The 22,578-nt window shown below is 42.9% G+C and carries 16 protein-coding genes and 1 pseudogene; 10 read left to right on the plus strand and 7 right to left on the minus strand.

The window, feature by feature from the left end; all coding sequences use genetic code 11:
* Positions 1–23: 23 nt before the first annotated feature.
* A complete protein-coding gene (dapC, locus tag EC846_RS06110; protein WP_062848336.1) occupies positions 24–1,193 on the plus strand; it encodes a succinyldiaminopimelate transaminase in 1,170 nt (389 codons plus the stop codon).
* 44 nt (positions 1,194–1,237) lie between these two features.
* Here dapC and EC846_RS06115 read toward each other — a convergent pair whose 3' ends face one another.
* Complete coding sequence (locus EC846_RS06115) at positions 1,238–3,442, minus strand: TonB-dependent receptor (protein ID WP_123774543.1); 2,205 nt, start codon at positions 3,440–3,442, stop codon at positions 1,238–1,240.
* Positions 3,443–3,635: 193 nt separating this feature from the next.
* Positions 3,636–4,256 (minus strand): LysE family translocator, encoded by a 621-nt coding sequence (locus tag EC846_RS06120; protein WP_123774544.1) that lies wholly within the window; start codon positions 4,254–4,256, stop codon positions 3,636–3,638.
* Positions 4,257–4,408: 152 nt separating this feature from the next.
* Between EC846_RS06120 and EC846_RS06125 the strand changes: the two genes are divergently transcribed.
* From EC846_RS06125 to EC846_RS06135, 3 genes are all read left to right on the plus strand, one after another.
* The gene (locus tag EC846_RS06125; RefSeq protein WP_047432711.1) at positions 4,409–4,861 is read left to right on the plus strand and encodes an Lrp/AsnC family transcriptional regulator; all 453 of its coding nucleotides are present in this window, start codon (positions 4,409–4,411) and stop codon (positions 4,859–4,861) included.
* 183 nt (positions 4,862–5,044) lie between these two features.
* Positions 5,045–6,235 carry an efflux RND transporter periplasmic adaptor subunit gene (locus tag EC846_RS06130; protein ID WP_123774545.1) on the plus strand — a complete coding sequence of 397 codons (1,191 nt, stop codon included), beginning with the start codon at positions 5,045–5,047 and terminating at the stop codon, positions 6,233–6,235.
* 1 nt (position 6,236) lies between these two features.
* Positions 6,237–9,389, plus strand: coding sequence for an efflux RND transporter permease subunit (locus EC846_RS06135; RefSeq protein WP_123774546.1), 3,153 nt, complete (start codon positions 6,237–6,239; stop codon positions 9,387–9,389).
* Between the two features lie 43 nt (positions 9,390–9,432).
* On the opposite strand, the gene EC846_RS06140 is transcribed toward EC846_RS06135, so the two are convergent.
* From EC846_RS06140 to msrB, 4 genes are all read right to left on the minus strand, one after another.
* The gene (locus tag EC846_RS06140; RefSeq protein WP_123774547.1) at positions 9,433–10,056 is read right to left on the minus strand and encodes a LysE family translocator; all 624 of its coding nucleotides are present in this window, start codon (positions 10,054–10,056) and stop codon (positions 9,433–9,435) included.
* 72 nt (positions 10,057–10,128) lie between these two features.
* On the minus strand, positions 10,129–10,932 hold the full coding sequence (locus EC846_RS06145; RefSeq protein WP_123774548.1) for an AraC family transcriptional regulator: 804 nt from the start codon (positions 10,930–10,932) through the stop codon (positions 10,129–10,131).
* A gap of 63 nt (positions 10,933–10,995) precedes the next feature.
* Positions 10,996–11,484, minus strand: coding sequence for a glutathione peroxidase (locus tag EC846_RS06150; protein ID WP_004771737.1), 489 nt, complete (start codon positions 11,482–11,484; stop codon positions 10,996–10,998).
* The gene (gene msrB, locus EC846_RS06155) at positions 11,481–11,900 is read right to left on the minus strand and encodes a peptide-methionine (R)-S-oxide reductase MsrB (protein WP_004771736.1); all 420 of its coding nucleotides are present in this window, start codon (positions 11,898–11,900) and stop codon (positions 11,481–11,483) included. Before msrB ends, EC846_RS06150 begins: the two co-directional genes overlap by 4 nt.
* A gap of 240 nt (positions 11,901–12,140) precedes the next feature.
* Between msrB and EC846_RS06160 the strand changes: the two genes are divergently transcribed.
* The 6 genes from EC846_RS06160 to EC846_RS06185 all read left to right on the plus strand — a co-directional run bounded on the left by EC846_RS06160 (position 12,141) and on the right by EC846_RS06185 (position 22,367).
* A complete protein-coding gene (locus tag EC846_RS06160; RefSeq protein WP_123774549.1) occupies positions 12,141–13,571 on the plus strand; it encodes a pyridoxal phosphate-dependent aminotransferase in 1,431 nt (476 codons plus the stop codon).
* A gap of 416 nt (positions 13,572–13,987) precedes the next feature.
* A complete protein-coding gene (gene dnaE, locus EC846_RS06165; protein ID WP_123774550.1) occupies positions 13,988–17,551 on the plus strand; it encodes a DNA polymerase III subunit alpha in 3,564 nt (1,187 codons plus the stop codon).
* A 13-nt stretch (positions 17,552–17,564) separates the two neighbouring features.
* Positions 17,565–18,404, plus strand: coding sequence for an RNA methyltransferase (locus EC846_RS06170; RefSeq protein ID WP_062848328.1), 840 nt, complete (start codon positions 17,565–17,567; stop codon positions 18,402–18,404).
* The gene (gene cysE / locus EC846_RS06175; protein WP_005257044.1) at positions 18,397–19,209 is read left to right on the plus strand and encodes a serine O-acetyltransferase; all 813 of its coding nucleotides are present in this window, start codon (positions 18,397–18,399) and stop codon (positions 19,207–19,209) included. The genes EC846_RS06170 and cysE overlap by 8 nt, the downstream gene beginning before the upstream one ends.
* Positions 19,210–19,321: 112 nt before the next feature.
* Entirely contained in the window at positions 19,322–20,221 is a 900-nt protein-coding gene (locus EC846_RS06180) for an ABUW_2363 family tetratricopeptide repeat lipoprotein (protein WP_062848327.1), read from the plus strand.
* Positions 20,222–20,342: 121 nt separating this feature from the next.
* Complete coding sequence (locus EC846_RS06185) at positions 20,343–22,367, plus strand: esterase/lipase family protein (protein ID WP_123774551.1); 2,025 nt, start codon at positions 20,343–20,345, stop codon at positions 22,365–22,367.
* 52 nt (positions 22,368–22,419) lie between these two features.
* Here EC846_RS06185 and EC846_RS06190 read toward each other — a convergent pair.
* Positions 22,420–22,578, minus strand: a pseudogene (locus EC846_RS06190) (pyridine nucleotide-disulfide oxidoreductase); the annotation flags it as partial.

The following is a 22,578-nucleotide window of genomic DNA, read 5'->3' on the forward strand; positions in this document are numbered from 1 at the left end:
TTTATTGTTTGGTAACTGTTTAAATGAACTCTAGCTTGTCGTTATTGCATCCCTATCCTTTTGAAAAGTTAAACCAGCTTTTTAAAGAGGTACAACCTGCCAATTTACCATTGATTCCCTTATCAATTGGTGAGCCAAAACATCCAGCGCCAGAGTTTGTGAAGCAAGCAATTATTGATAATTTTGCTCATTTATCAACGTATCCAAACAGTAAAGGTTTGCCAGAACTGCGCCAAAGTATTGCACAATGGCTCACCAATCGCTTTAAGCTGAACCAGATCAGTGCAGAGGATCATATTCTGCCCGTTTCTGGAACACGTGAAGGGATTTTCTCTTTTGTACAGGCCTTGATTAAACGCGAAGATGCACCTTATGTGGTGATGCCAAATCCGTTTTATCAGATTTATGAAGGTGCTGCCCTACTTGCAGGTGCAAAACCTTATTTCATTAACTGTACCGAAGAAAATGGTTACTTAGGCGATTTCGACGCCGTGCCTGCCGAAGTATGGGAAAAAACAGCTTTATTATTTGTTTGTACCCCGGGTAATCCGACAGGAACGGTTCTATCAAAAGAACAGTTTAAAAAGCTGATTGCCCTTTCTGATCAATATGATTTTGTTATTGCATCAGATGAATGCTATTCAGAACTCTGGTTTGATCAGGCACCGATTGGTCTGCTAGAAGTTTGTGCGGAAATGGGCCGTGACGATTATAAAAACTGTATCGTGTTCCATTCACTTTCTAAACGCTCAAACCTGCCGGGTATGCGCTCTGGCTTTGTTGCTGGTGATGCAGCTTTATTGAAACCTTATTTGCAATACCGCACCTATCACGGCGCTGCAATGCCCGTACAAAATCAACTGGCTTCAATCGCAGCATGGAATGATGAAGCGCACGTTGAAGAAAACCGCCAGCAATACCGTGCTAAATTTGATTTATTCCAGTCTGAACTCGGTCATTTATTGCCGTTACAAAAACCAGATGCAGGCTTTTATTATTGGTTAAAAGTGGATAATGATGAAACTTTTGCCAAGATGTTAATGGAAAAAGCACATATTAAAGTTTTACCGGGTCGTTATCTGTCTCGTGAGACTGAACAAGGCAATCCGGGTGAAGGTCATGTGCGCATGGCACTAGTTGCAGATTTAGCCCAGTGTGAAGAAGTGGTTAAACGTCTCAAAGCTGTTCTATAAATAAAAAATCCCCGAATATTCGGGGATTTTTTTAGCGCTATAAATTAGAAATCAAAACTTGCACTAAGCATAAAGGTACGCGGCTGACCTGCTACAACATAACCATTATTGGTATTTGAAGTGCTATTGATATTGTCAGATAGGCCAACAGAAGACCAATAATCTTTATTGAAGACATTATTCACTTTAAAGTTAAAAGTGGTTGGTGTTTGTCCAAGCTGGGTTTTATAGTTTGCACCGATATCTAGCGTAGTCCAGTCATTCACTTTTAACTTATTATCCAGACTTGCATAAGTCGAGCCTGTATAAGTCAATTGTGCATTTAAGGAGATATCTTGCGGAACTGGCAACGCCCATTCAGCACCTAAATTGGCTTGGAACTTTGGCACGCCAACTTCATTATTGCCATCATACAAGGTAGATCCTGTATTTTTTTGCTTGGCATGTAGCCACGATGCACCACCCAATACCGTAATTGAATCAGTCAGCTTGCCATAGGTATTTAGCTCGACACCACGATGAACATATTCACCTGCATCACTAAACACCCCATCTTGCAAGACACCACGCTGCTTATTAATGTCAAATAAACTGATACTCGCACCTAAACGATCATTTTCGTATTTAGCACCAATTTCTTTTTGCTTGGCAACAAAAGGTTTAAGTGTTGTTGTGACATCCACTGTAGTATTACTTAACCCTTTCGCCAATGATTCGATATAGTTTGCATACACAGAAAATTCTGGCGTCAGTTTATAAGTCACACCTAAAGCAGGCGTCCATTTCGCCTCATTATATGCTGGATTGATTTTACTTCCATCGGTCTGATAGTTATAAGTTTCCTGCATGATCTTTTGATAGCGCGCGCCAAGCATCACAATCAACTTATCATCAAGCGCAGAAATATTATCCCCAATCGCGATACTTCTTAGACGGGTACGGGTGCCAAGCTTAGGATCATTAACACGATCTGGATTACCAATCGTCAATTCAGGTGCATTGCTATAATCTGGATGCAGAATATTAGTGGTGTTACTTCCGCTCATGGCCCAGCCATTACGGGTATTTTGCTGGAATGCAGAGCCTGATAACACTAGATTATGCTGGATAGAACCTGTCTGTAACTTACCGCGAACACCAATTTCACCAGTATTCACCATATCGACCCGACCATTGTCAAAGCGTGAAAATTTCGCATCACCATTAGAGACATTGGTTACAGTCGGATTTGCCAGACTATTTTGCTCTTCACCATGACGGAAGCCATAGGCCGCATAGGCAGTCACTGCATCAGTTAAATCATATTCTGCACGGTAACTACCAAATACATCTTCTTCGTTGGAATAGGTCCATTTTTGTGCATAGTTACGACTCGCCTTTATTGCATCAGGCACTTCAGTCAAACCCGCAAGTGAAATATTAGGCCGTGTCGCAGTTAAACGATTATTGCTATAGCCCATATCTCCAGATAGACGTAGGCGATCACCACGGTAGTCTAGACCAATTGAAGCCAGACCTAATGAGTTTTTTTCATCATCAACGCTGGTATTGCCACCATGATAAGCGGTGTTTACACGTACACCAAACTCTTGGTTTTCACCAAAGCGACGAGACATATCACTGGCAATTTGGCCACCGTTAAAATCTGTACCAACCGTAACACGATTTAATGGTTCATTACCTGCACGTTTTGGCAATAGATTAATTGCCCCACCAATCCCGCCATTGCCCGGCATCGCACCATTTAAGAAAGATGAAGCACCTTTAAGCACTTCGACACGTTCAAATAGCTCTGTTGGAATATATTGGCGTGGCAGAATCGAATACAGACCATTATAAGCCGTATCATCTGATCCTAAATTAAAACCTCGGATGTAATAAGATTCCTGAAAGTTTCCGAAACCACGCCCAACACGAACGCTTGGATCAGCCTTTAATACATCCCCTACACTTTTAGCTTGCTTGGACTGAATATATTCATTGGTATAACTGGTTAAGTTGAATGGTGTATCCAGATTCTTCTGATTACCAAAGATCCCGACCCGACCACCACTGGCAACTTGTCCACCCGCAAAAGGATCCATTAAACCATCTGCTGATGCATCCGCACTCGCAGTAATACGAATTGTATTTAATGTGACGGTTGCATCCGCTGCTTGCCCCTGTTGCACTTCATCTGCAAAAACAGCCGTTGTCCCCATTGAAGCGCATGTCATCATCAATACTAATGGTTTAAGTTTTCTACCCATGATTTATTTCAGCCGACTTTAAAAAAACCGCATAATAAATGAGAATTAATACGTTTTACACTATTTTTTATCTATATGTGCCATTCCATAATTTCATGAGTTTTCCAGACTTAAACGGCATTAAAATTAACAGACTGAATTCAATCAATATAAAATTTAAAGCTACCTATTCTTAAGAAATTTCACTATTTTCTTAGCCAAGCTGCCCTATAAATAAAATGATCGCGATCATCACCATTAGGCCACCAGAAACCCGACTGACGACTTTCACAGCCATTGGACGCGTTGCCAACAATTTATTCGCTGCGATTCCCACCAGCACATAAACGACTGCACAACTCAGTAGGTGAATCATACCCAGCAAAATAATCTGGGTTGTGGGTGCAAAAGACATTTCAGGATGAATAAACGGCGGCAATAAAGCAAAAAACAGCAATAAAACTTTGGGATTCAACCCACTAATCCCCACACCTTTCAGCAACCACGAACGTGCCGAATCTAAGGTTTGTGCTTCATTATGATCACTCGAAATGGTGGCAGGATGAATCAATAAATTTGCACCCATCCATAGCAGATAACAGGCACCTAAAATCGTCATCGTGGTTAACAGTATTGGATAATGCTGCAACAATGCACCTACCCCAGCAGCCACACACAAGATTGCAATAAAATGTCCCAGAATCAGGCCAGTCACCGCATTTAAGACAAAATTCCCCTTAATGCCTGCAAGAATGGCATAGGCCCAGTCTGCACCCGGCGTTAACACAAATAAAATCGAAACACACCAGAAAGCAAAAATTACACTGAGTTCCATACACCAAGCCCTTCCTGCATCATCAATGCTATTTTTAATAGCTTTCTTTTTCACCATTTGGTGAAGATTGTTGAGAAAGGATATGCTTTAATGGTGAAAATGTTATTCCAAATACTTCTATTTCTTTAACGCCAACAGGGAGATTCTTCCAAGTGGATCGCATCGATAAGAAAATTATTGCTGAACTACAGGCAAATGGACGATTATCTATCACCGAACTGGCGGAAAGAATAGGTTTAAGCCTGTCTCCGTGCCATCGTCGCGTCAAAGCTTTAGAAGAAAGTGGCGTGATCAAAGGTTATCACGCTGATCTGGAAGCCTCAAAAATCGGTCTCAATTTCTCTGCGATTATCTTTGTAACCTTAAAAGATGGCGATAAAACAGCCCTGTCCAGCTTTGAAGAAAAAGTCACTGAAATTGCCAATGTCATTCAGGCGCAGCGTTTATTCGGAAATCCTGATTATTTACTGCATGTCGTTGCCAAAGATCTGGCAAGTTTCCAGAAGCTCTATGATGACAGTCTCTCCGCCTTGCCAAATGTACAACGTCTGACCTCGACCATTGTCATGAAAAATGTAGTATCCAACCGACTGTTGCCTTTATAAAAAGGCATTATCATTTTAGGTCGACCTAAAATGTATAACTATGAATAAAGTCACTTATTTTCTTAGGTAAAAAGTAAGCAAAATAGACAGCTTTATTAATTTTTTTATCTGTCTATTGCATCTTGACCCACTGTTGAAATCTTCGTCTATACTTAGCCATCAAAACTTGATGACTATGGAAAGATGACTTCTCAAACTCCCAAGAAAATAAAGAAAAAGGGTTGGCTCATTTTAGCAATCGTTGTTGTACTTTTAATTATTGTAATCGTGGTTTGGCAGACTGGAACTGCTAAAAAAACAACAGCTGCGAAACAGCAAAAAAATGCTGATACCACCGCGCAGAAAGCGGCACTGACTGTTACCGTGGTCTCTCCTCAACAGCAAAACTGGAAACAGACCTTTACGGCGAATGGCAATATTGCTGCATGGCAAGAAGTGGTGATTGGTAGTGAACTCTCTGGCCAGCGTCTGACTCGGGTGAATGTCAATGTTGGTGATGAAGTACGACGCGGTCAGGTTTTAGCTGAAATTAACAGTGAAACTATCCGTGCCGATCTCGCAGCAGCGAAAGCCAGTTATGCAGAAGCACAAGCTGTGCTTACCGATGCCATCACCAATAACAAACGTATTCAGCAACTCAAGAACACAGGGGCAATTTCAGCTCAGGAAGCCACCCAATATCAAACGTCTCAAGCCACTGCGCAAGCAAAGCTGGATGCAGCTAGAGCACAGATTGAAAGCAATCAATTACGTTTAGCTCAAACCAGAGTGGTCTCGCCTGACAATGGTGTCATTTCAGCACGAACGGCTACGGTAGGTTCATTAGCGCAAACTGGGCAGGAACTTTTCCGTCTGATTCGTGACCATCGTCTGGAATGGCGCGCAGAAGTGACTACCGCTGATTTGTATAAACTCAAACAAGGCATGACAGCGCACATCATTTCTCCTGATCCAGCCCAGCCCGCCGTAACAGGTAAAGTGAGAATGATTGCACCTGTGATTGATCCACAAACTCGTTATGGACTGGTGTATGTGGATATTCCAACCACGCAGGCTGTACGCATGGGGATGTTTGTCAAAGGTGAATTTGATTTGGGACAAAAACCCGCATTAACCGTTCCACAAACAGCGCTGTTGTTACGCGATGGCTTTTCTTATGTATTTACGGTCAATGACAAAAATCGTGTGACTCAAAATAAAGTCAATGTTGGGCGTCGTCTAGGCGATCGAGTCGAAATTTTAGATTTGGCACCGAATGTCAAATTAGTGTCTTCAGGTACAGGTTTCTTGGCAGATGGTGATCTTGTCAGTATTGCCAAAGACATTCCTGATACCCCACTCACCAAACAACTCGTGACCACACAGGAGAAATAAGATGAATTTCTCCGCTTGGTCGATCCGAAATCCGATTCCTGGCATCTTGTTATTTATCATGCTGGGATTGGCAGGATTGTTATGCTTTAAATGGATGAAGATCCAGCAGTTCCCTGATATTGAACTACCCATGGTGACGGTAACTGCGGCCCTTCCGGGTGCCGCGCCGCCACAACTTGAGACCGAAGTAGCACGTAAGATCGAAAACTCGATTGCAACCTTGCAAGGACTCAGAAACCAGTACACCAATATTCAGGATGGTGTTGTCACCGTTACTGCCGAGTTCCAGCTGGAAAAACCCTTGCAGGAAGCGGTGGATGACGTGCGTAATGCCGTGTCACAAGTCCGTTCCGATTTACCTGCTGATTTACGTGATCCAATCGTCAGTAAAATTAACCTATCTGGCTCACCTATTCTGACCTATACCATCCAGTCGCCCAAGATGGATGAAGAAGCACTGTCTTGGTTTGTGGATTACGATATTGCCCGCGCCATGCTCCAAGTCAAAGGTGTTGGTGCAGTAGCACGTGTGGGTGGTGTCACACGTCAGGTTGATGTTGAGCTTGATCCAGAAAAACTCTTGGCACTGAATGCAACGGCGACCGACATAACCCGTCAACTACGCTTAATCCAGCAAGATGCCTCGGGTGGTCAAACCAAAATCGGTGGCAGTGAACAATCCATTCGGACCATTGCCACAGTCAAAACAGCCGATGAAATTGGTGCAATGGATATTGCGTTGAGTGATGGTCGACATATTCGTCTGGATCAGGTTGCCACTGTTCGGGATGGGATTGCTGAAAGACGTTCGGCTGCACTGTTAAATGGACAGCCCGTCATTGGTTTTGAAATCACCCGTAGTAAAGGGGCCAGTGAAGTTGATGTGCAAAAAGGTGTTACTGAAGCACTGGATAAACTGAAAACGGCACATCCAGATATCAAGATCACCGAAGCGTTTAACTTCGTCAATCCTGTAGTCGACAATTACGAAGGCTCAATGTCGCTCTTGTATGAAGGCGCTATTCTGGCGATCTTGGTGGTGTGGTTATTCTTACGCGACTGGCGTGCCACGATTATTGCAGCAACGGCTCTGCCATTGTCCATCCTACCCGCCATGATCGGCATGTATTTTTTTGGTTTTACCCTCAATACCGTGACGCTACTGGCCATGTCACTGGTGGTGGGGATTCTGGTCGATGATGCGATTGTTGAAATTGAAAATATCATCCGGCATCTGCGCATGGGCAAGACACCGTATGAAGCCGCGATGGAAGCCGCAGATGAAATTGGTCTGGCCGTGATTGCGACCACTTTTACCCTGATTGCCGTATTCCTTCCGACTGCCTTTATGAGCGGGATTGCAGGAAAATTCTTTGTTCAGTTTGGCTGGACAGCAGCATTGGCAATTTTTGCTTCCCTCTTGGTTGCACGTTTACTCACTCCAATGATGTCTGCCTATATCCTGAAACCATGGATCGGCAAAGTCGAACAACAGGACGATGCTTCTGATACCAAAACGGCGGCAGATCAAGGCACAGCACGTTTAGCCAAAGATCGCGCCAAAGATGGCAAAGTCATGCGTGGTTATATGCGTCTGGTCACTTGGTGTCTCAATCACCGCTGGATCACTTTAGGCGGCGCAATTGCTTTCTTTATTGCCTCGGTCATGCTCATTCCCTTATTACCGACTGGGTTTGTGCCTCCACCAGATACGGGACAAACACAGGTTCGACTGGAATTAACACCCGGTTCTCAATTTGGAGATACGCTTAAAACGGCTGAATATGCACGCAACCTGATTAAAGATCACCCTGAAATTAAAAGTATCTATACCACCATTGGTGGCGGTGCTGCGGGAACAGATCCATTTTCAGGTGGCGCATCGGGTGAACCCCGTAAAGCCACTTTAACCATTCAAACTACGGAACGTTCTGACCGAAGTGCAAGCTTGCAAGACATTGAAGACCAATTGCGTCAGCGTCTGGCACCACTGCCTGGTGCCCGCATCCAAGTCGGACTTGCAGGCAACAATAGCCAATATCAAATTGCACTTTCTGGCGATGATCCCGATACATTAATGGCGACAGCACGTAGCCTTGAACGTGAATTACGAACTGTTCCAAATGTAGGAAGTATCACCTCAAGTGCTGCCCTGATTCGTCCTGAATTGGTGATTCGTCCAGATTTTGCCAAGGCTGCCGATCTAGGTGTCACCACTTATGATATTGCAGAGACTTTGCGTATCGCGACTGCAGGTGATTTTGACCAGAATCTAGCTAAGTTAAACCTGTCACAACGTCAGATTCCTGTGGTGATCAAACTACCGCTATCAGCACGTCAGGATCAGGAGCTGATGAAACGCTTAATGGTCAAAGGCAGTCATGGGCCCGTCATGTTAGGCACCATTGCTGATGTCAACATTGAAAGTGGCCCATCACAAATTGACCGCTTTAACCGTCTACGTAATATCAACTTTACCATTGAGCTGAATAATCAACCTCTGGGTGATATTGCCGCAAAAGTTGACCAGCTCCCAACCATGAAGAATCTGCCTCCAACGGTGAAACGTACCAATATTGGTGATGCCGAAGTCATGCAGGAACTGTTCTCAAGCTTTGGTTTGGCAATGCTAACAGGCGTATTGTGTATTTATGTGGTGTTGGTGCTGTTATTCAAAGACTTCCTACAACCGATTACCATTCTGGTGGCCTTACCTTTATCACTTGGCGGTGCGTTTGTGATGCTGCTATTGGCGAAAAGCAGTTTCTCGATGCCAAGCTTGATCGGTCTGATTATGTTAATGGGGATTGCCAGCAAGAACTCGATTCTACTGGTGGATTACGCCATTATTGCCAGAGATGAGAAGCATTACTCCCGTTTCAATGCCTTGCTGGATGCCTGTCATAAACGGGCACGCCCGATCATCATGACCACGCTGGCAATGGGTGCAGGTATGTTACCAATCGCCTTAGGCATTGGTACAGATCCGAGCTTCCGTGCCCCTATGGCGATCTCGGTGATTGGAGGCTTGATTACCAGTACCTTCTTGTCCTTACTGGTAATTCCTGTGGTCTATACATTTATTGACGATATTAATCGCAAGATACACAGTTTCAGGAAAACCCAGCCTCAACCTATTGAACCATCCCAATAGTATTTAAGTAAAAAAGACGGTCATTTGATCGTCTTTTTTATATTCAGGATAAAATCAGTACCAGCATAAAAAAGAGAAAACTACTGCCCGCCAGATAATATAAATAATGAATATGCTGATTTAACCATGACAGATAAATAGTTGCGCTCATCAGTTTCACCATCGCCAGATTCCAGATCAGTACCAAGCCCACCATCCAGACACAGACCAAAAAGTTTTGCAAAAAATTATATTGCGGATAAACCAGAATCACCAAGACCGAATAAAACATCAGGTTTTTGGGATTGAGTAGACTTGAACCCAAACCCAGTAAAAAGTGCGTAAATTGAGCCTTGTTTTGCGACACTGCAACATCTTCCAGCTCGGTGTTAGGGATTATCTGTGCTGAACGCGCCGCACAAAAACATTGAACCGCCAGATAAGCAAAATAAAGGACACCTAACCATTTCATCGCGACCAGTATTTCAGTATTGACCTTACCCAACAGAAACAGACTGCAATAAATCATCAGCAGAATGATGGCATTGCCTACTGCAATTCCCATACAAGTCAATCGCGCTGCCTTTATTTTGCTTTGCATCAGTGTTTTTAAAATTAAAAAGAAATCAGCACCCGGTGTCAGCAAAGCAATAAAATGAGTCACCACGATCGTTAAAAAAAGCTCCATACCTTCTCTCCAAATGAAGGAGAGCCAGCTTAAAAAAGCTTAAAACTTTATTCTTGTATAAAATTGCGGGAGCTAAGATTTTTTAGAATATTGTTTTGGGGTGACCCCCGTATATTGTTTAAAGACACGATGAAAATGGCTTTGGTCAGTAAACTCCAGCTCATGCGCCAGTTGAGCCAGATCACAGCCCTGACGCAAGCGTAAGCGTGCCTGATTCACCTTTTGATTTAATTGATAGGCATGTGGCGTTAAACCCAAATAATGCTTAAATAGCCGGATTAACGCATAACGACTCATCTGTAATTCATCAGCCAGTTGCTGTAGCGATAAATCATCCATACTGCTATTCAGACATTCAATTAAGCGTGGTAAATACGGCTGGAAATAACCTGCCGCCCCAATATTTTCCCAATGAAAATTCGGTATTAACATTTCAGTCAAAATCTTAATTAAGTATTGTTCTTTTTCTAATCTTGGAATCTGAGGATCAAACAACACCTGATTTAATCTAGTAAATGCGGCGTAAATATCCAGATCATGGAGAATTATGGGTTTGAGTTGCGGCAAATATGGGATGTTTAAATCCAACTGCGAATCTATTTCCTGTTGCAATTCATTGATCAGTCCAGCAAGCCATGCTGCATCAAGATGCATCATTTGGTAACTCCAAGCCTGTTGAGGCAAAGGATTACATGAATGTTCAACATGAGCAGGAATAACTACGACACTCCCCGCCTGAATCAGCTGCTCTGAAGCAAAAGAACTGGAAAAATGGCTCTGCCCGGCATCTACAGCGCCGATTGAAAAGGTGGGATGACTATGCGATTTATAACAGATTCGACTTTGACATGCCCTACGCGTTTCAACATACGGCATGTCAGGATGGTTCCAAAACTCAACGGTGGAGTTCAAAATGATTTAACTCAAAGCCAAAACGTATTATTTCTGGGCTAAAGCTTTTTCAATATCTGCTTCTAACGCTTCTGGCTTAGTCGTTGGCGCATAACGCTCTAGCACTTCACCATGACGACCAACTAAAAATTTCGTAAAATTCCATTTGATATTCCGACTACCTAAAAGCCCTTTCGCTTCACGGGTTAAATAACGGAAAATCACATGTGCTTCAGGCCCTTTCACATCAACCTTGGCAAACATGGGAAAACTGACGCCATAATTACGCTGGCAAAAGGTTCCGATTTCTTTATTGGTGCCCGGATCCTGTCCTCCAAATTGATTGCATGGAAATCCTAATACTTCTAGTCCCTGAGATTTATATTTTTCATAAAGTTTTTCTAATCCAGCAAACTGCGGGGTAAAACCACACTTACTTGCAGTATTTACAATCAGCATGACCTTGCCTTTATAATCAGCGAGCGCTTTTGTTTCTCCCTCTAACAACTCAGCTTCAAACTGATAAATGTTACTCATGGATAAGTTTCCTCGTCATTCTTCTCATCTGTTTTAAGTTGTAATGATGCCGAATTCACGCAATAACGCAGTCCTGTCGGCTGTGGACCATCCTCAAACACATGGCCCAAATGTGCATCGCAATCATGGCAGACAATTTCTGTTCTGACCATACCATGCGATAAATCTTCATGTTCTTCTATTGCAACACTATCAATCGGCTTAAAGAAGCTCGGCCAGCCACAGCCGCTATCGTATTTTGTATCGGAAGAAAATAATTCCGCACCACAACAACGACAAACATAAGTACCATGTTGCTTATTATTCCAATATTGTCCTGTAAATGCGGGTTCTGTGCCTTTCTGACGGGTAATGCGATATTCTTCTGCGGATAACTCTCGTTGCCATTCTCGGTCTGTTTTATTCACTTTTCCCATAACCTGCACCTTTTATTCTGATGTTAAAAATATCATGATGATCAGATTTTATATTTACGCCATTCGCAAAAAAAACTCTAGTCTCAGATCGTATAATTTGTTGAAGTTTAAGCATCTAAATTAAAAATAGCAAAAAGAAAGCAAATTAAATATTTAACGTAAGCAAATTTTAACAATATTGTCTTTTGCGTGAGCAAATATAGTGATATTCTTGTTCCGCACGGTTGTATAGGACAAAAAATGTCTCAGAAAAAAAGTGTGGTGTTTCAAAACTTATTACCAACCATCAGACAATATCAACAATCAGGTTTTACCCACGAAAAAATTGTTGAATTACTGAGAGATCAGCACGACCTGAATCTGGTAACAGTTGAAACCTTTAAAAGTTATTTATACCGATATGCAAAAGTGAATCCTGCTATGTCTAAAAGTACAGTTGTTCCCCAGTCTCATCCATCAAGCCGAGAAATTAAAAAATCATCTAAGCTTGAGCATGTTTGTTATGACATCCGTGGACCTGTATTACGAGCCGCCAATGAAATGGAAGAGCAAGGACATAAGATTATCAAACTGAATATCGGCAATCCTGCCCCGTTTGGCTTTGAAGCCCCTCAAGAAATTATTAATGATGTCGCTTTAAACCTTCCGAATGCGATTGGCTACACCGATTCAAAGGGGATCTTCCCTGCACGTAAAGCCATCTGCCAGTACTACCAGCAGAAAGGCATCTTCGATATGCATGTGAATGATGTCTATGTTGGCAACGGCGTATCTGAACTTATCGTTATGGCAATGCAAGGCTTGCTGGATGATGGCGATGAAATGCTGGTGCCAATGCCTGACTATCCTTTATGGACGGCAGCGGTCAATCTGTCTGGCGGTAGCGCAGTGCATTATAAATGTGATTCGGAGAACTACTGGTACCCAGATATCACGGATATGGAAAGCAAAATCACGCCAAATACCCGCGGTATCGTGATTATCAACCCGAACAACCCGACCGGTTCAGTTTATCCACGCCATGTATTAGAGCAAATTGTGGCATTGGCGAAAAAGCACGACCTGATTTTATTTGCAGATGAAATCTACGACAAAATCGTTTATGACGGCATCGAACATGTGGCTGTAGCTGCATTGGCTGGCGATCAACTGTGTATTTCCTTCAATGGTTTATCAAAAGCGTACCGTATTGCAGGTTATCGTGCAGGATGGATGGCGATTACAGGCAATAAAGCACGTGCAGCAGACTATATCGAAGGTTTGGATATGCTGGCTTCAATGCGTTTATGTGCCAACCACCAAGCTCAATATGCGATTCAAACTGCATTAGGTGGATATCAATCAATTAACGATTTGATTCGCCCAGGTGGCCGTTTATACGAACAGCGTAATATTGCTTGGGAAATGCTGAATGAAATCCCCGGCCTTAGTTGTGTTAAACCTGATGGCGCAATGTACTGCTTCCCTAAACTCGATCCAGCAGTTTATCCAATTGAAGATGATGAAAAACTGATGCTGGATCTGTTAAAAGCGGAAAAAGTATTATTGGTACAAGGCACAGGCTTTAACTGGCCGACGCCAGATCATTTCCGTGTCGTATTCCTGCCTGCGGAAAATGAGCTTCGGGAAGCCATCAATCGCTTAGGCCGCTTCTTGGCAAAAATGCGTTAATACAAACTCCCCCTATCTTCAGGGGGATTTTTTTATATTCAATCTTTAGATGTGTTGTCTAGATTTTAGATCGCTTTCCACAGCAGTGCCGTAGATTTTGAATCAAAATCGAATATCTTTTTACACAGCCAAATTCCAAACAGTGCAGCTTTACTTTGATGTAGTTTGCTAGCACATTCAGAGCAACAGGATATCTTTTACTCGTGTAAGCGCTTTTCACATTAAACATGACAGATAAGCCATAGCTCGGTCTAGTTGCTATGCAAAACTAGGCCACACATAGAAAAAATCAAAAACTAATTTTTAACTTTTGAACAAAATAACAAAGCAAACACACGGTTTGCCAAAATATTAAGCATGTCATTTTCGGTTTGCATGCTAAACTATGCGTTGGTTTGAAAAAGGATAGTCCTTCTATGCGGTTTGTTCATCTCGGTATCCATACAGAGTTTTCGATTACAGAATCGATTGTTCGCATACCTGATTTGGTCAAGGCTGCCGTAAAAGATGAGATGCCAGCTCTGGCACTCACAGACTTATCTAACCTGCACGCAGCAGTAAAATTTTACGAAGCATGTCTAAAAAAAGGCATTAAGCCCGTTTTAGGCAGTGTTATTCGCCTCAATGATGCTGAACATCGCGCCACTTTACTGGCAATGAGCAATACTGGATGGCGTAATCTGACTGAAATCGTATCTCGCGGTTTTATCGAAGGCCAACAGTTAAGTATCCCATGCGTACAAAAAGAGTGGGTACTTGAACAGGCAGAAGACCTGATTGTCTTGCTAGGCCAACATAGTGATGTGGGCAAAATGCTCTGCTCTTCCAATCCACAAAAAGCTGAACCTTTACTGGAAGCATGGATTGAGAAATTTGGCAATCGCGTCTATTTGGCCTTAACGCGTACTGAACGCGTAGGCGAAGAAGATTTTATCCAGCAAGCCGTCAAATTGGCCGCCAAATATCAGATTGGTGTTGTTGCCCATAATGATGTGCACTTTGTTGAACAAATAGATTTTGAGGCCCATGAGGCCCGCGTTTGTATTGCTGATGGCTATGTACTTGGCGATGATAAGCGCCCGAAAAACTATAGCCCTGAACAATATTTTAAAACTGGCGAACAAATGTCTGAGCTGTTTTCAGACATTCCGAGCGCGATTGAAAACACTTACCATATTGCAAGACGTTGTAATGTCGCATTACAGCTCGGAACTTATTTCTTACCTGATTTCCCGATTCCAGATGGGTATACCATCGACACCTATTTCGAGCATTTATCTCGTGAAGGTTTAGAAGAACGCTTAAATGTTCTTTATCCGATCGCTGAACGTGATGAAGACTGGACCGAGATTCGCAAACCTTATGATGAGCGGATCAAATATGAAGTTGATATTATTCTCAAGATGGGATTCCCGGGTTACTTCCTCATTGTCATGGACTTCATTCAATGGGCCAAAAATAATGGCGTGCCTGTTGGGCCGGGTCGTGGTTCAGGTGCGGGTTCACTGGTTGCCTATAGTTTAAAAATTACCGATCTTGACCCACTACGTTATGATCTACTCTTTGAACGTTTCTTAAACCCGGAACGTGTCTCGATGCCCGACTTTGACGTCGACTTCTGTATTGCAGGTCGTGACCGTGTGATTGAATACGTTGCACAGAATTATGGTCGTCAGGCGGTTTCACAGATTGCCACTTTCGGTACCATGGCGGCAAAAGGTGCGATTCGAGATGTAGCCCGTGTCTTGGGTAAATCCTATGGTCTGGCTGACCGTATTTCTAAAATGGTTCCGACCAAACCACTGGGTGTCGATCTAGCGACTGCGATTGACATGGAACCGCAGCTCAAAGACATCGTCACCAACCCGTCAAATCCAGACAATGATGATGCCGCTGAAATCTGGGAAATGGCGCTTAAGCTAGAAGGTATCACGCGTAATACAGGTAAGCATGCCGGTGGTGTTGTTATTGCACCCGGTAAAATTACCGATTACTCAGCCGTTCTTTGTGATGCCGATGGTACCAACCGCGTAGCACAATATGATAAAGATGATGTTGAAGCTGCGGGTCTGGTTAAATTCGACTTCTTGGGCTTACGTAACCTGACGGTAATTGAAGATGCGGTTCAGAATATCAACAAGCGGATCAAATCCGAGATACCACTAAACATTTCCAATGTTCCTTTAGACGATAAAGATGCTTATCTGGTGTTTGCCGAGGCAAATACCACTGCGGTATTCCAGTTTGAATCCGTCGGCATGAAAAAGATGTTGAAGGAAGCACGACCAAGCAAATTTGAAGAAATTATCGCCTTCGTTTCCTTGTATCGTCCGGGCCCGATGGATCTTATTCCTGACTTTATCCATCGTATGCATGGCGGTGAGTTTGAGTATCTTCATCCCCTGCTTGAAGGCGTATTAGAACCAACCTACGGGATTATGGTTTACCAAGAACAGGTAATGCAGGCTGCACAGTTCTGTGCGGGTTATACACTCGGTGGTGCGGACTTACTTCGTCGTGCCATGGGTAAAAAGAAACCTGAAGAAATGGTCAAACAGCGCCAGATCTTTATTGAAGGTGCGGCGAAAAAAGATATTGATGAAGCAACTGCCAACCATATCTTCGACTATATGGAAAAGTTTGCAGGCTATGGTTTTAACAAATCCCATGCCGCGGCCTATGCCCTTGTTGCCTATCATACCGCTTGGTTAAAGGCACATTATCCTGCTGAATTTATGGCGGCCGTATTATCTTCGGAAATGCAGAATACCGACAGTATCGTGTTCCTGATCGACGACTGCCGTAATAACAAGCTGGAAGTGCTACCACCGTCTGTGAATATGTCTTTGTATCATTTCCATGCCAGCGATGAAGCAACCATTGTGTATGGTCTAGGTGCAATTAAAGGCGTTGGTGAGCAAGCGATGCAATCGGTCATCGACTCACGCATCAACGAAGGCCCATACAAGGATTTATTCGACTTCTGTCATCGTATTGATTTGAAAAAAATCAATAAACGTACTTTAGAAGCCCTGATCCGTGCGGGTGCGCTGGATTGTCTCGGTATTGAACGTTCAAGCTTAATGGCACAATTGCCAGAAGCCGTGCAAGCAGCCGAACAAGCGCGTAGTAACCGTGAAACAGGAATTATGGACTTGTTTGGTGAAGTTGAAGAAGTTCAGCGTAAACCAGCCAAACCCGTGAAACCTTGGTCAGATGAAGTTCGTCTTAAAGGTGAAAAAGACACGCTGGGTCTCTACCTCACAGGTCACCCGATTGATGTCTATCGTCCAGAATTAAAATCATTCATTTCAGCAAAACTGAATGAGTTGACACCGACACGTCGTGGTGTTACCACAGTTTTTGCAGGTTTAGTTGTTGATATTGCCAACTTCCCAAACCGCATTATGATCACACTAGATGATGGTACTGCCCGTGTCGAGATCAGTTGCAACCATGAGCGTTTCCAACGCTACAAAGAAGTGGTTCGTTTAGAACAAGTGGTGGTGATTGAAGGCGAAATCTACGAACGTGAAGGCTTTGACCGCCCAATGGCACGGTTAAGTAAGGCATTCAGTTTAAATGAAATTCGCCAGAAACGTGCCCAAAGTATTCAAGTTCGCTTAGCACAAGACCTGATGAGCAAAACTTTAGCAAAAGATTTACAAGCGATTCTTTTACCTTATTGTAATGTTGATATGTGCCAGCATATTGGTCTGCAAATCCAGCTGGAGCAAAGTTTTGCAACCGCCGAGCTACACCTCGGCCCACAATGGAAAGTTGCACCACTGGATGAGTTGCTGAGCAAATTACGGGATTATTTTGGTAAAGAAGCAATTGCGATCGAATACCAAGTGAAATCTAAAGCAGCCAAAGTTGCAGAAGCACCGAAAGTGGCAAATATCGCACCGCCGCCTGACAACATGTCAATGGATGAAGCGCTTGATCTCTATCAAGCAGAAGTCTCTCAATACTCTTAATTCTGGATAATATATGAACCAGTTTGACTCAAATAACGTGTCCAAACATTTGGATCATGTCCGTATTGTCATGGTCAATACCACCCTACCAGCCAATATTGGTAGTGCTTTACGTGCAATGAAAACCATGGGCTTATCCAAGCTCGTATTGGTTGCACCGAAAACCTATCCGCATCCCGATATTGATGCTCTGGCAGCCGGTGCACAGGATTTAATTGAACAGATTGAGATTGTTGAGACGCTGGAACAAGCTATTCAGGATTGTCATATCGTATTCGGTACCAGTGCCCGTAGTCGCACCATTCCTTGGCCATTGCTCGATGTTCGCCCTGCGGCAAAAGAAGCATTACAGGCAGCAAGCAAAGAACAACATGTTGCCATCGTTTTTGGACGTGAGGATCGTGGACTGACCAACGAAGAACTGGCCTTAGCCAATTACCATTTAACCATTCCAGTCAATCCTGAGTATGGCGTTCTGAATGTCGCTCAAGCCATTCAGGTGGTGTGTTATGAAATGAGAATGGCTGCACTTGAACAAAATACTCAAGTTACAGATACACCAGATGACCATATGCAACTAAAACAACAGCAAAGCATGGAATGGGATGAACCACTGGTGACGCAGCAACAGATGGAAGAGTTCTACCCTCATCTGGAAAAAATGCTGACTGAAATCGAATTTTTAGACCCGAATAATCCCCGTTTACTGCCATTACGCTTGCGTCGTTTATTTGGAAGGATACAATTAGATCGTATGGAGTACCATTTATTACGTGGGATCTTCAGTCGCGTTCAGGCACTTGCCAAAGGTTCATGGAAAAAGACAAACACGGAGGATCATTCAAATGATTAAACAGCTTAAAGAAGATATCGAGGCTGTATTTGCACGTGATCCTGCGGCTAGAAACACGCTGGAAGTGCTAACGACCTATCCCGGTATCCATGCGCTGATCATGCATCGTATGGCACATGAATTGTGGAAAAAAGAATATAAAGGTACGGCTCGCCTGCTTTCTTCTTTTAGTCGCTTTGCCACAGGCATTGAAATTCACCCAGGGGCAAAAATTGGCAAACGTTTCTTTATCGATCACGGCATGGGTGTTGTGATTGGTGAAACGGCTGAAATTGGCAATGACGTTACGCTTTATCATGGCGTTACTCTAGGCGGCACAACCTGGAATAAAGGCAAACGCCACCCAACCCTAGAAGATGGTGTTGTAGTCGGTGCAGGTGCAAAAATTTTAGGCCCATTTACAGTCCATAAAGGTGCGAAAGTTGGCTCGAATGCTGTAGTGACCAAAGAAGTCCCTGAAAATGTGACTGCGGTCGGTAACCCTGCACGTTACATCTTCAAAGATAAAAACCAAGTCGAACAAGATGAAGTCAGCCGTCGTGACTATGCCGAAAGTATTGGCTTCCAGCCTTATGCAACGACACAAGATCAATCTGATCCAATTTTGGAAGGTATTCGTGTGCTGCTGGATCGTATGCAGAAAAACGAAAAACGTATGAATGTGCTGTGCCAGCGCCTCTCAGAACTGGATCCGAGTTTCTCGCCTCAAAGTTCTAAAAATCAACCATTGAGTAAAGAAGAACTTAAAATTATTGAAGAAGTTAGACGTGAATGTGAAGCACAGAACAAAACTTCGGCAACCTAAGCGAATATATAAGAAATGTAACAAGCTTATCATTGCAAGTTGGTTTTGCTTTTCCTAGACTGGTGAAACCAACGATCTACTTCTCATTTAACTAAAATTAATGGATGTAAGCATGAATTTTAAGCCTTTGGCATTACTTGTACTTTCAACTTCTTTTTTAACCGCCTGTGGCATCGCCCCAGTCAAAAAAGATAAAGCTTCTGAGCCATTTGTATTCAAAGAGCCAGAACCGACAGCACCGTTCTATGCTTTAAATCCAATCAAATATGATGCACCACCAAGCTTCGAAGTTGCAATTAAAGATGCTGCTGCTCAGCCTGTGACTAAAATGGTTGTGTCATTACAAAATGATCCATCAAAAACAACCACATTAGATATCAACAAACTCATCGTTCCGACGATCGACAGCAAACAACGCAATGTAAAATATGCAGTTCTTGCTGGTGAAAATGAAGTCGATGTGACTGAGATTGATGACTTCCTACAACTTGTTGAAGGTAAGGCACGCCACTATCCACCTCGCTTCCCTGACCGTCAAGAGCGTAAAGGCTATGAAGCGAAGTTGAAAGAAACAACTCAAAAATTAGATGCTTTGGCAGAAAAACCAAATGCCTCTATCGACGTATTAACACGTGCTTTTAAAGCAAGCGTGATGGCACGTAATATGGATTTGGGTACAGCGTACACCACCAAATCATTGAACTATGCTCAACGTATTCTTGCAATGAACCCGAATGATGCTGAAACAAACTTCTGGTTCGGTTTTGGCTTGTCAGAAGGTGGCGGTCAACGTGAAGCGATTCCTTATTTAGATAAGGCAATGAAAGGCGGTGTTCAAGAAGCTTATCTTTCTGCTGCTAACAACTATCTCTGGTTAGAGCAAAAGAAAAATGCGCTTCAAACCTTAAAGAACTACAAAATCAATTACCCAGATGAAGCTGAAGTTACTGATCGTTTGATCAAAGAAGTTGAATCTGGAAAACGTTGGAATGTTTGGCAAGTATTGAACTAATTACTGTCCCATTCTGTAATGGAAAATAGACTGTCGTGTACAGTCTATTTTTTTATGGATGATTGAAAAAACATTCGATTTTCGTATTATAGCTACAATCTCCCAGCCAACTTGCTGATTTATGAAGCTAGCATTTACCCCGAATAAACGTTTATTTGCGATCAGCCTACTCAGTACTATGGTGATGAGTGGTTGTCAGGTCGTCAGTCTGAAACAGCAAGACCTCAATGTGACGATCGCGAACGAGCGTAATAGTATTCTGACACAGAAAAAATTGAGCGAAGCCAGCCTCAATGTCCTGTCGATGTCCGGCAAAGAAGCAAAAGTCTGCATGCAGACTCCAAATGAATGTATTGCAGATCTGCATAAGATTCCGCAGATTCAGGATGAACAACTTCTATCTACTGCCAGCGAATTATATCTTTCAAAAGCAATGAGTCTTTCCGACTCCTCTGAATGTAAAGTCAGCAAGCTCACCAAACATAAAGCTGAAGAAGAACAAAAAGCTATTCAGAAAACCTATGAAAACTGTCTGGATCAAGAGCTTGAAGCTTTAGATAAAAGTATTCGCTACAGTTATGCTTATTTATTTAAGACTGCCCGTCAGCCGCAGGAACGGATTTTTGATAACAGACAAGTTCAAATTCGGGATTTCTATAATCAGGCGTTGACCAAAATGGTCAATGTCCATAGTTTAAGAAACCCATCCAAAACCATTACACCAACGATTAAAATTGGTAAAAGCACATACACCATCGATATTCAGTCCTATCAACGCTTGCAGAACATGCAGCTCGAGAAGTTTATTTCTAGCTATAACATGAACTTTTCTGGTTTAAGAGCGATTAACCGTCGAGATGGTTTCGGTTCAGATTTCGTCGCTGTATTTCCTTCTACCGATGGCGCTGCTCCTGATGAAAATAAATACATCCTTGATCCATTAAGTTATAGCTATCCAAACGGTGTTAATCCAAATATTCATAAAGCACGTTATCTAGCTGCAACCATTATTGCACAACCTAAAAAGACAACCGCAACGGTTGACGATGTGCTTAATAGTCCAGAATTTGAAGTCAAGGTTTACGATCCATATAGCGTCGAGAAAGTAAATATTGCTGGAAAAGAATACTCTCTGGCAGCCAATTTCTCTGCGCCTTATGGGCTTTGGCTGGCTGAAAATAATTTAGGGACTGCCGCTTATTTAACTCTAATTGACCGCGATCAGCACCTCACCATGCCGCATTTATATATGCTTGAACCTTATAATCCGAACAAGAAAGTGATTGTACTGGTGCATGGTCTGGCAAGTAGCCCAGAAGCATGGATTGCCGTAACCAACGACATTATGGGTGATGCAGTATTACGTGAGCATTATCAGGTTTGGCAAGTCTTTTATTCGACCAATATGCCTATTTTGGAAAGTCGCTTTCAAATCTATGCTGTGTTAAAGCAAGCCTTTGGTTCACTAAATCCTAAAGATGCCGCTGCTCAGGATGCAGTTTTAATTGGTCATAGTATGGGCGGGATTATTAGCCGTCTTTTGGTCAGCAATGCTGATATTTCCAAAGAAGCATTGACCATGATGAACAGCCGCCAACAGGCACGTTTGAGAAAGCATCCTGTGATTGGCGAGCGTCTCAAGATGGAACCGATTACGAACTTTGATCGTGCCATTTTCTTGGCAGCCCCACATCGTGGTACAGACTATGCAGATCGCTGGTTTACCTTGGCAGCCCGTAAGATTATCAAGCTCCCTGCTACATTCTTGACAACCTTAGCGGATACACTTACTAGTGATGACATGGATCTTAAGGATTTCGTCAAAACTTTGACCAATGACGTGATCCAGAATGGGCCAAGTGATCTGAGCAAAAAATCCAAATTTATGGAATTAACCGCAACGATCCCACCAGAAAAAGGTCTGGTTTTCCATTCAATTATGGGCAACATTACCAAGAGTGATGATCCGAATGTCATCACCGACGGAATTGTTCCTTATAAAAGTGCACATCTAGATGGTGCTGTGTCTGAAAAGATTTTCAAAGGCGGTCATTCCATTCAGGAAACCCCTGAAGCAGTATTAGAACTTCGCCGTATTTTACGCGAACATCTGGTTGATCATGGTTTATATAAACCAAAGAACTAAATGCAATAAAAAAGCCCCAATCATCATTGGGGCTTTTTTTTGATCACATCATTTATACGCCAGAACGGATCATATAATCAAAGGCAGACAGGGATGCTTTGGCGCCTTCACCTGTGGCAATGATAATTTGCTTGTATGGCACTGTAGTACAGTCACCAGCAGCAAATACACCCTTAACACTGGTTTCGTTGCGATCATTAATCACGATCTC

This window comes from Acinetobacter sp. BIGb0102 (assembly GCF_003815055.1).
Lineage (GTDB): Bacteria > Pseudomonadota > Gammaproteobacteria > Pseudomonadales > Moraxellaceae > Acinetobacter > Acinetobacter vivianii.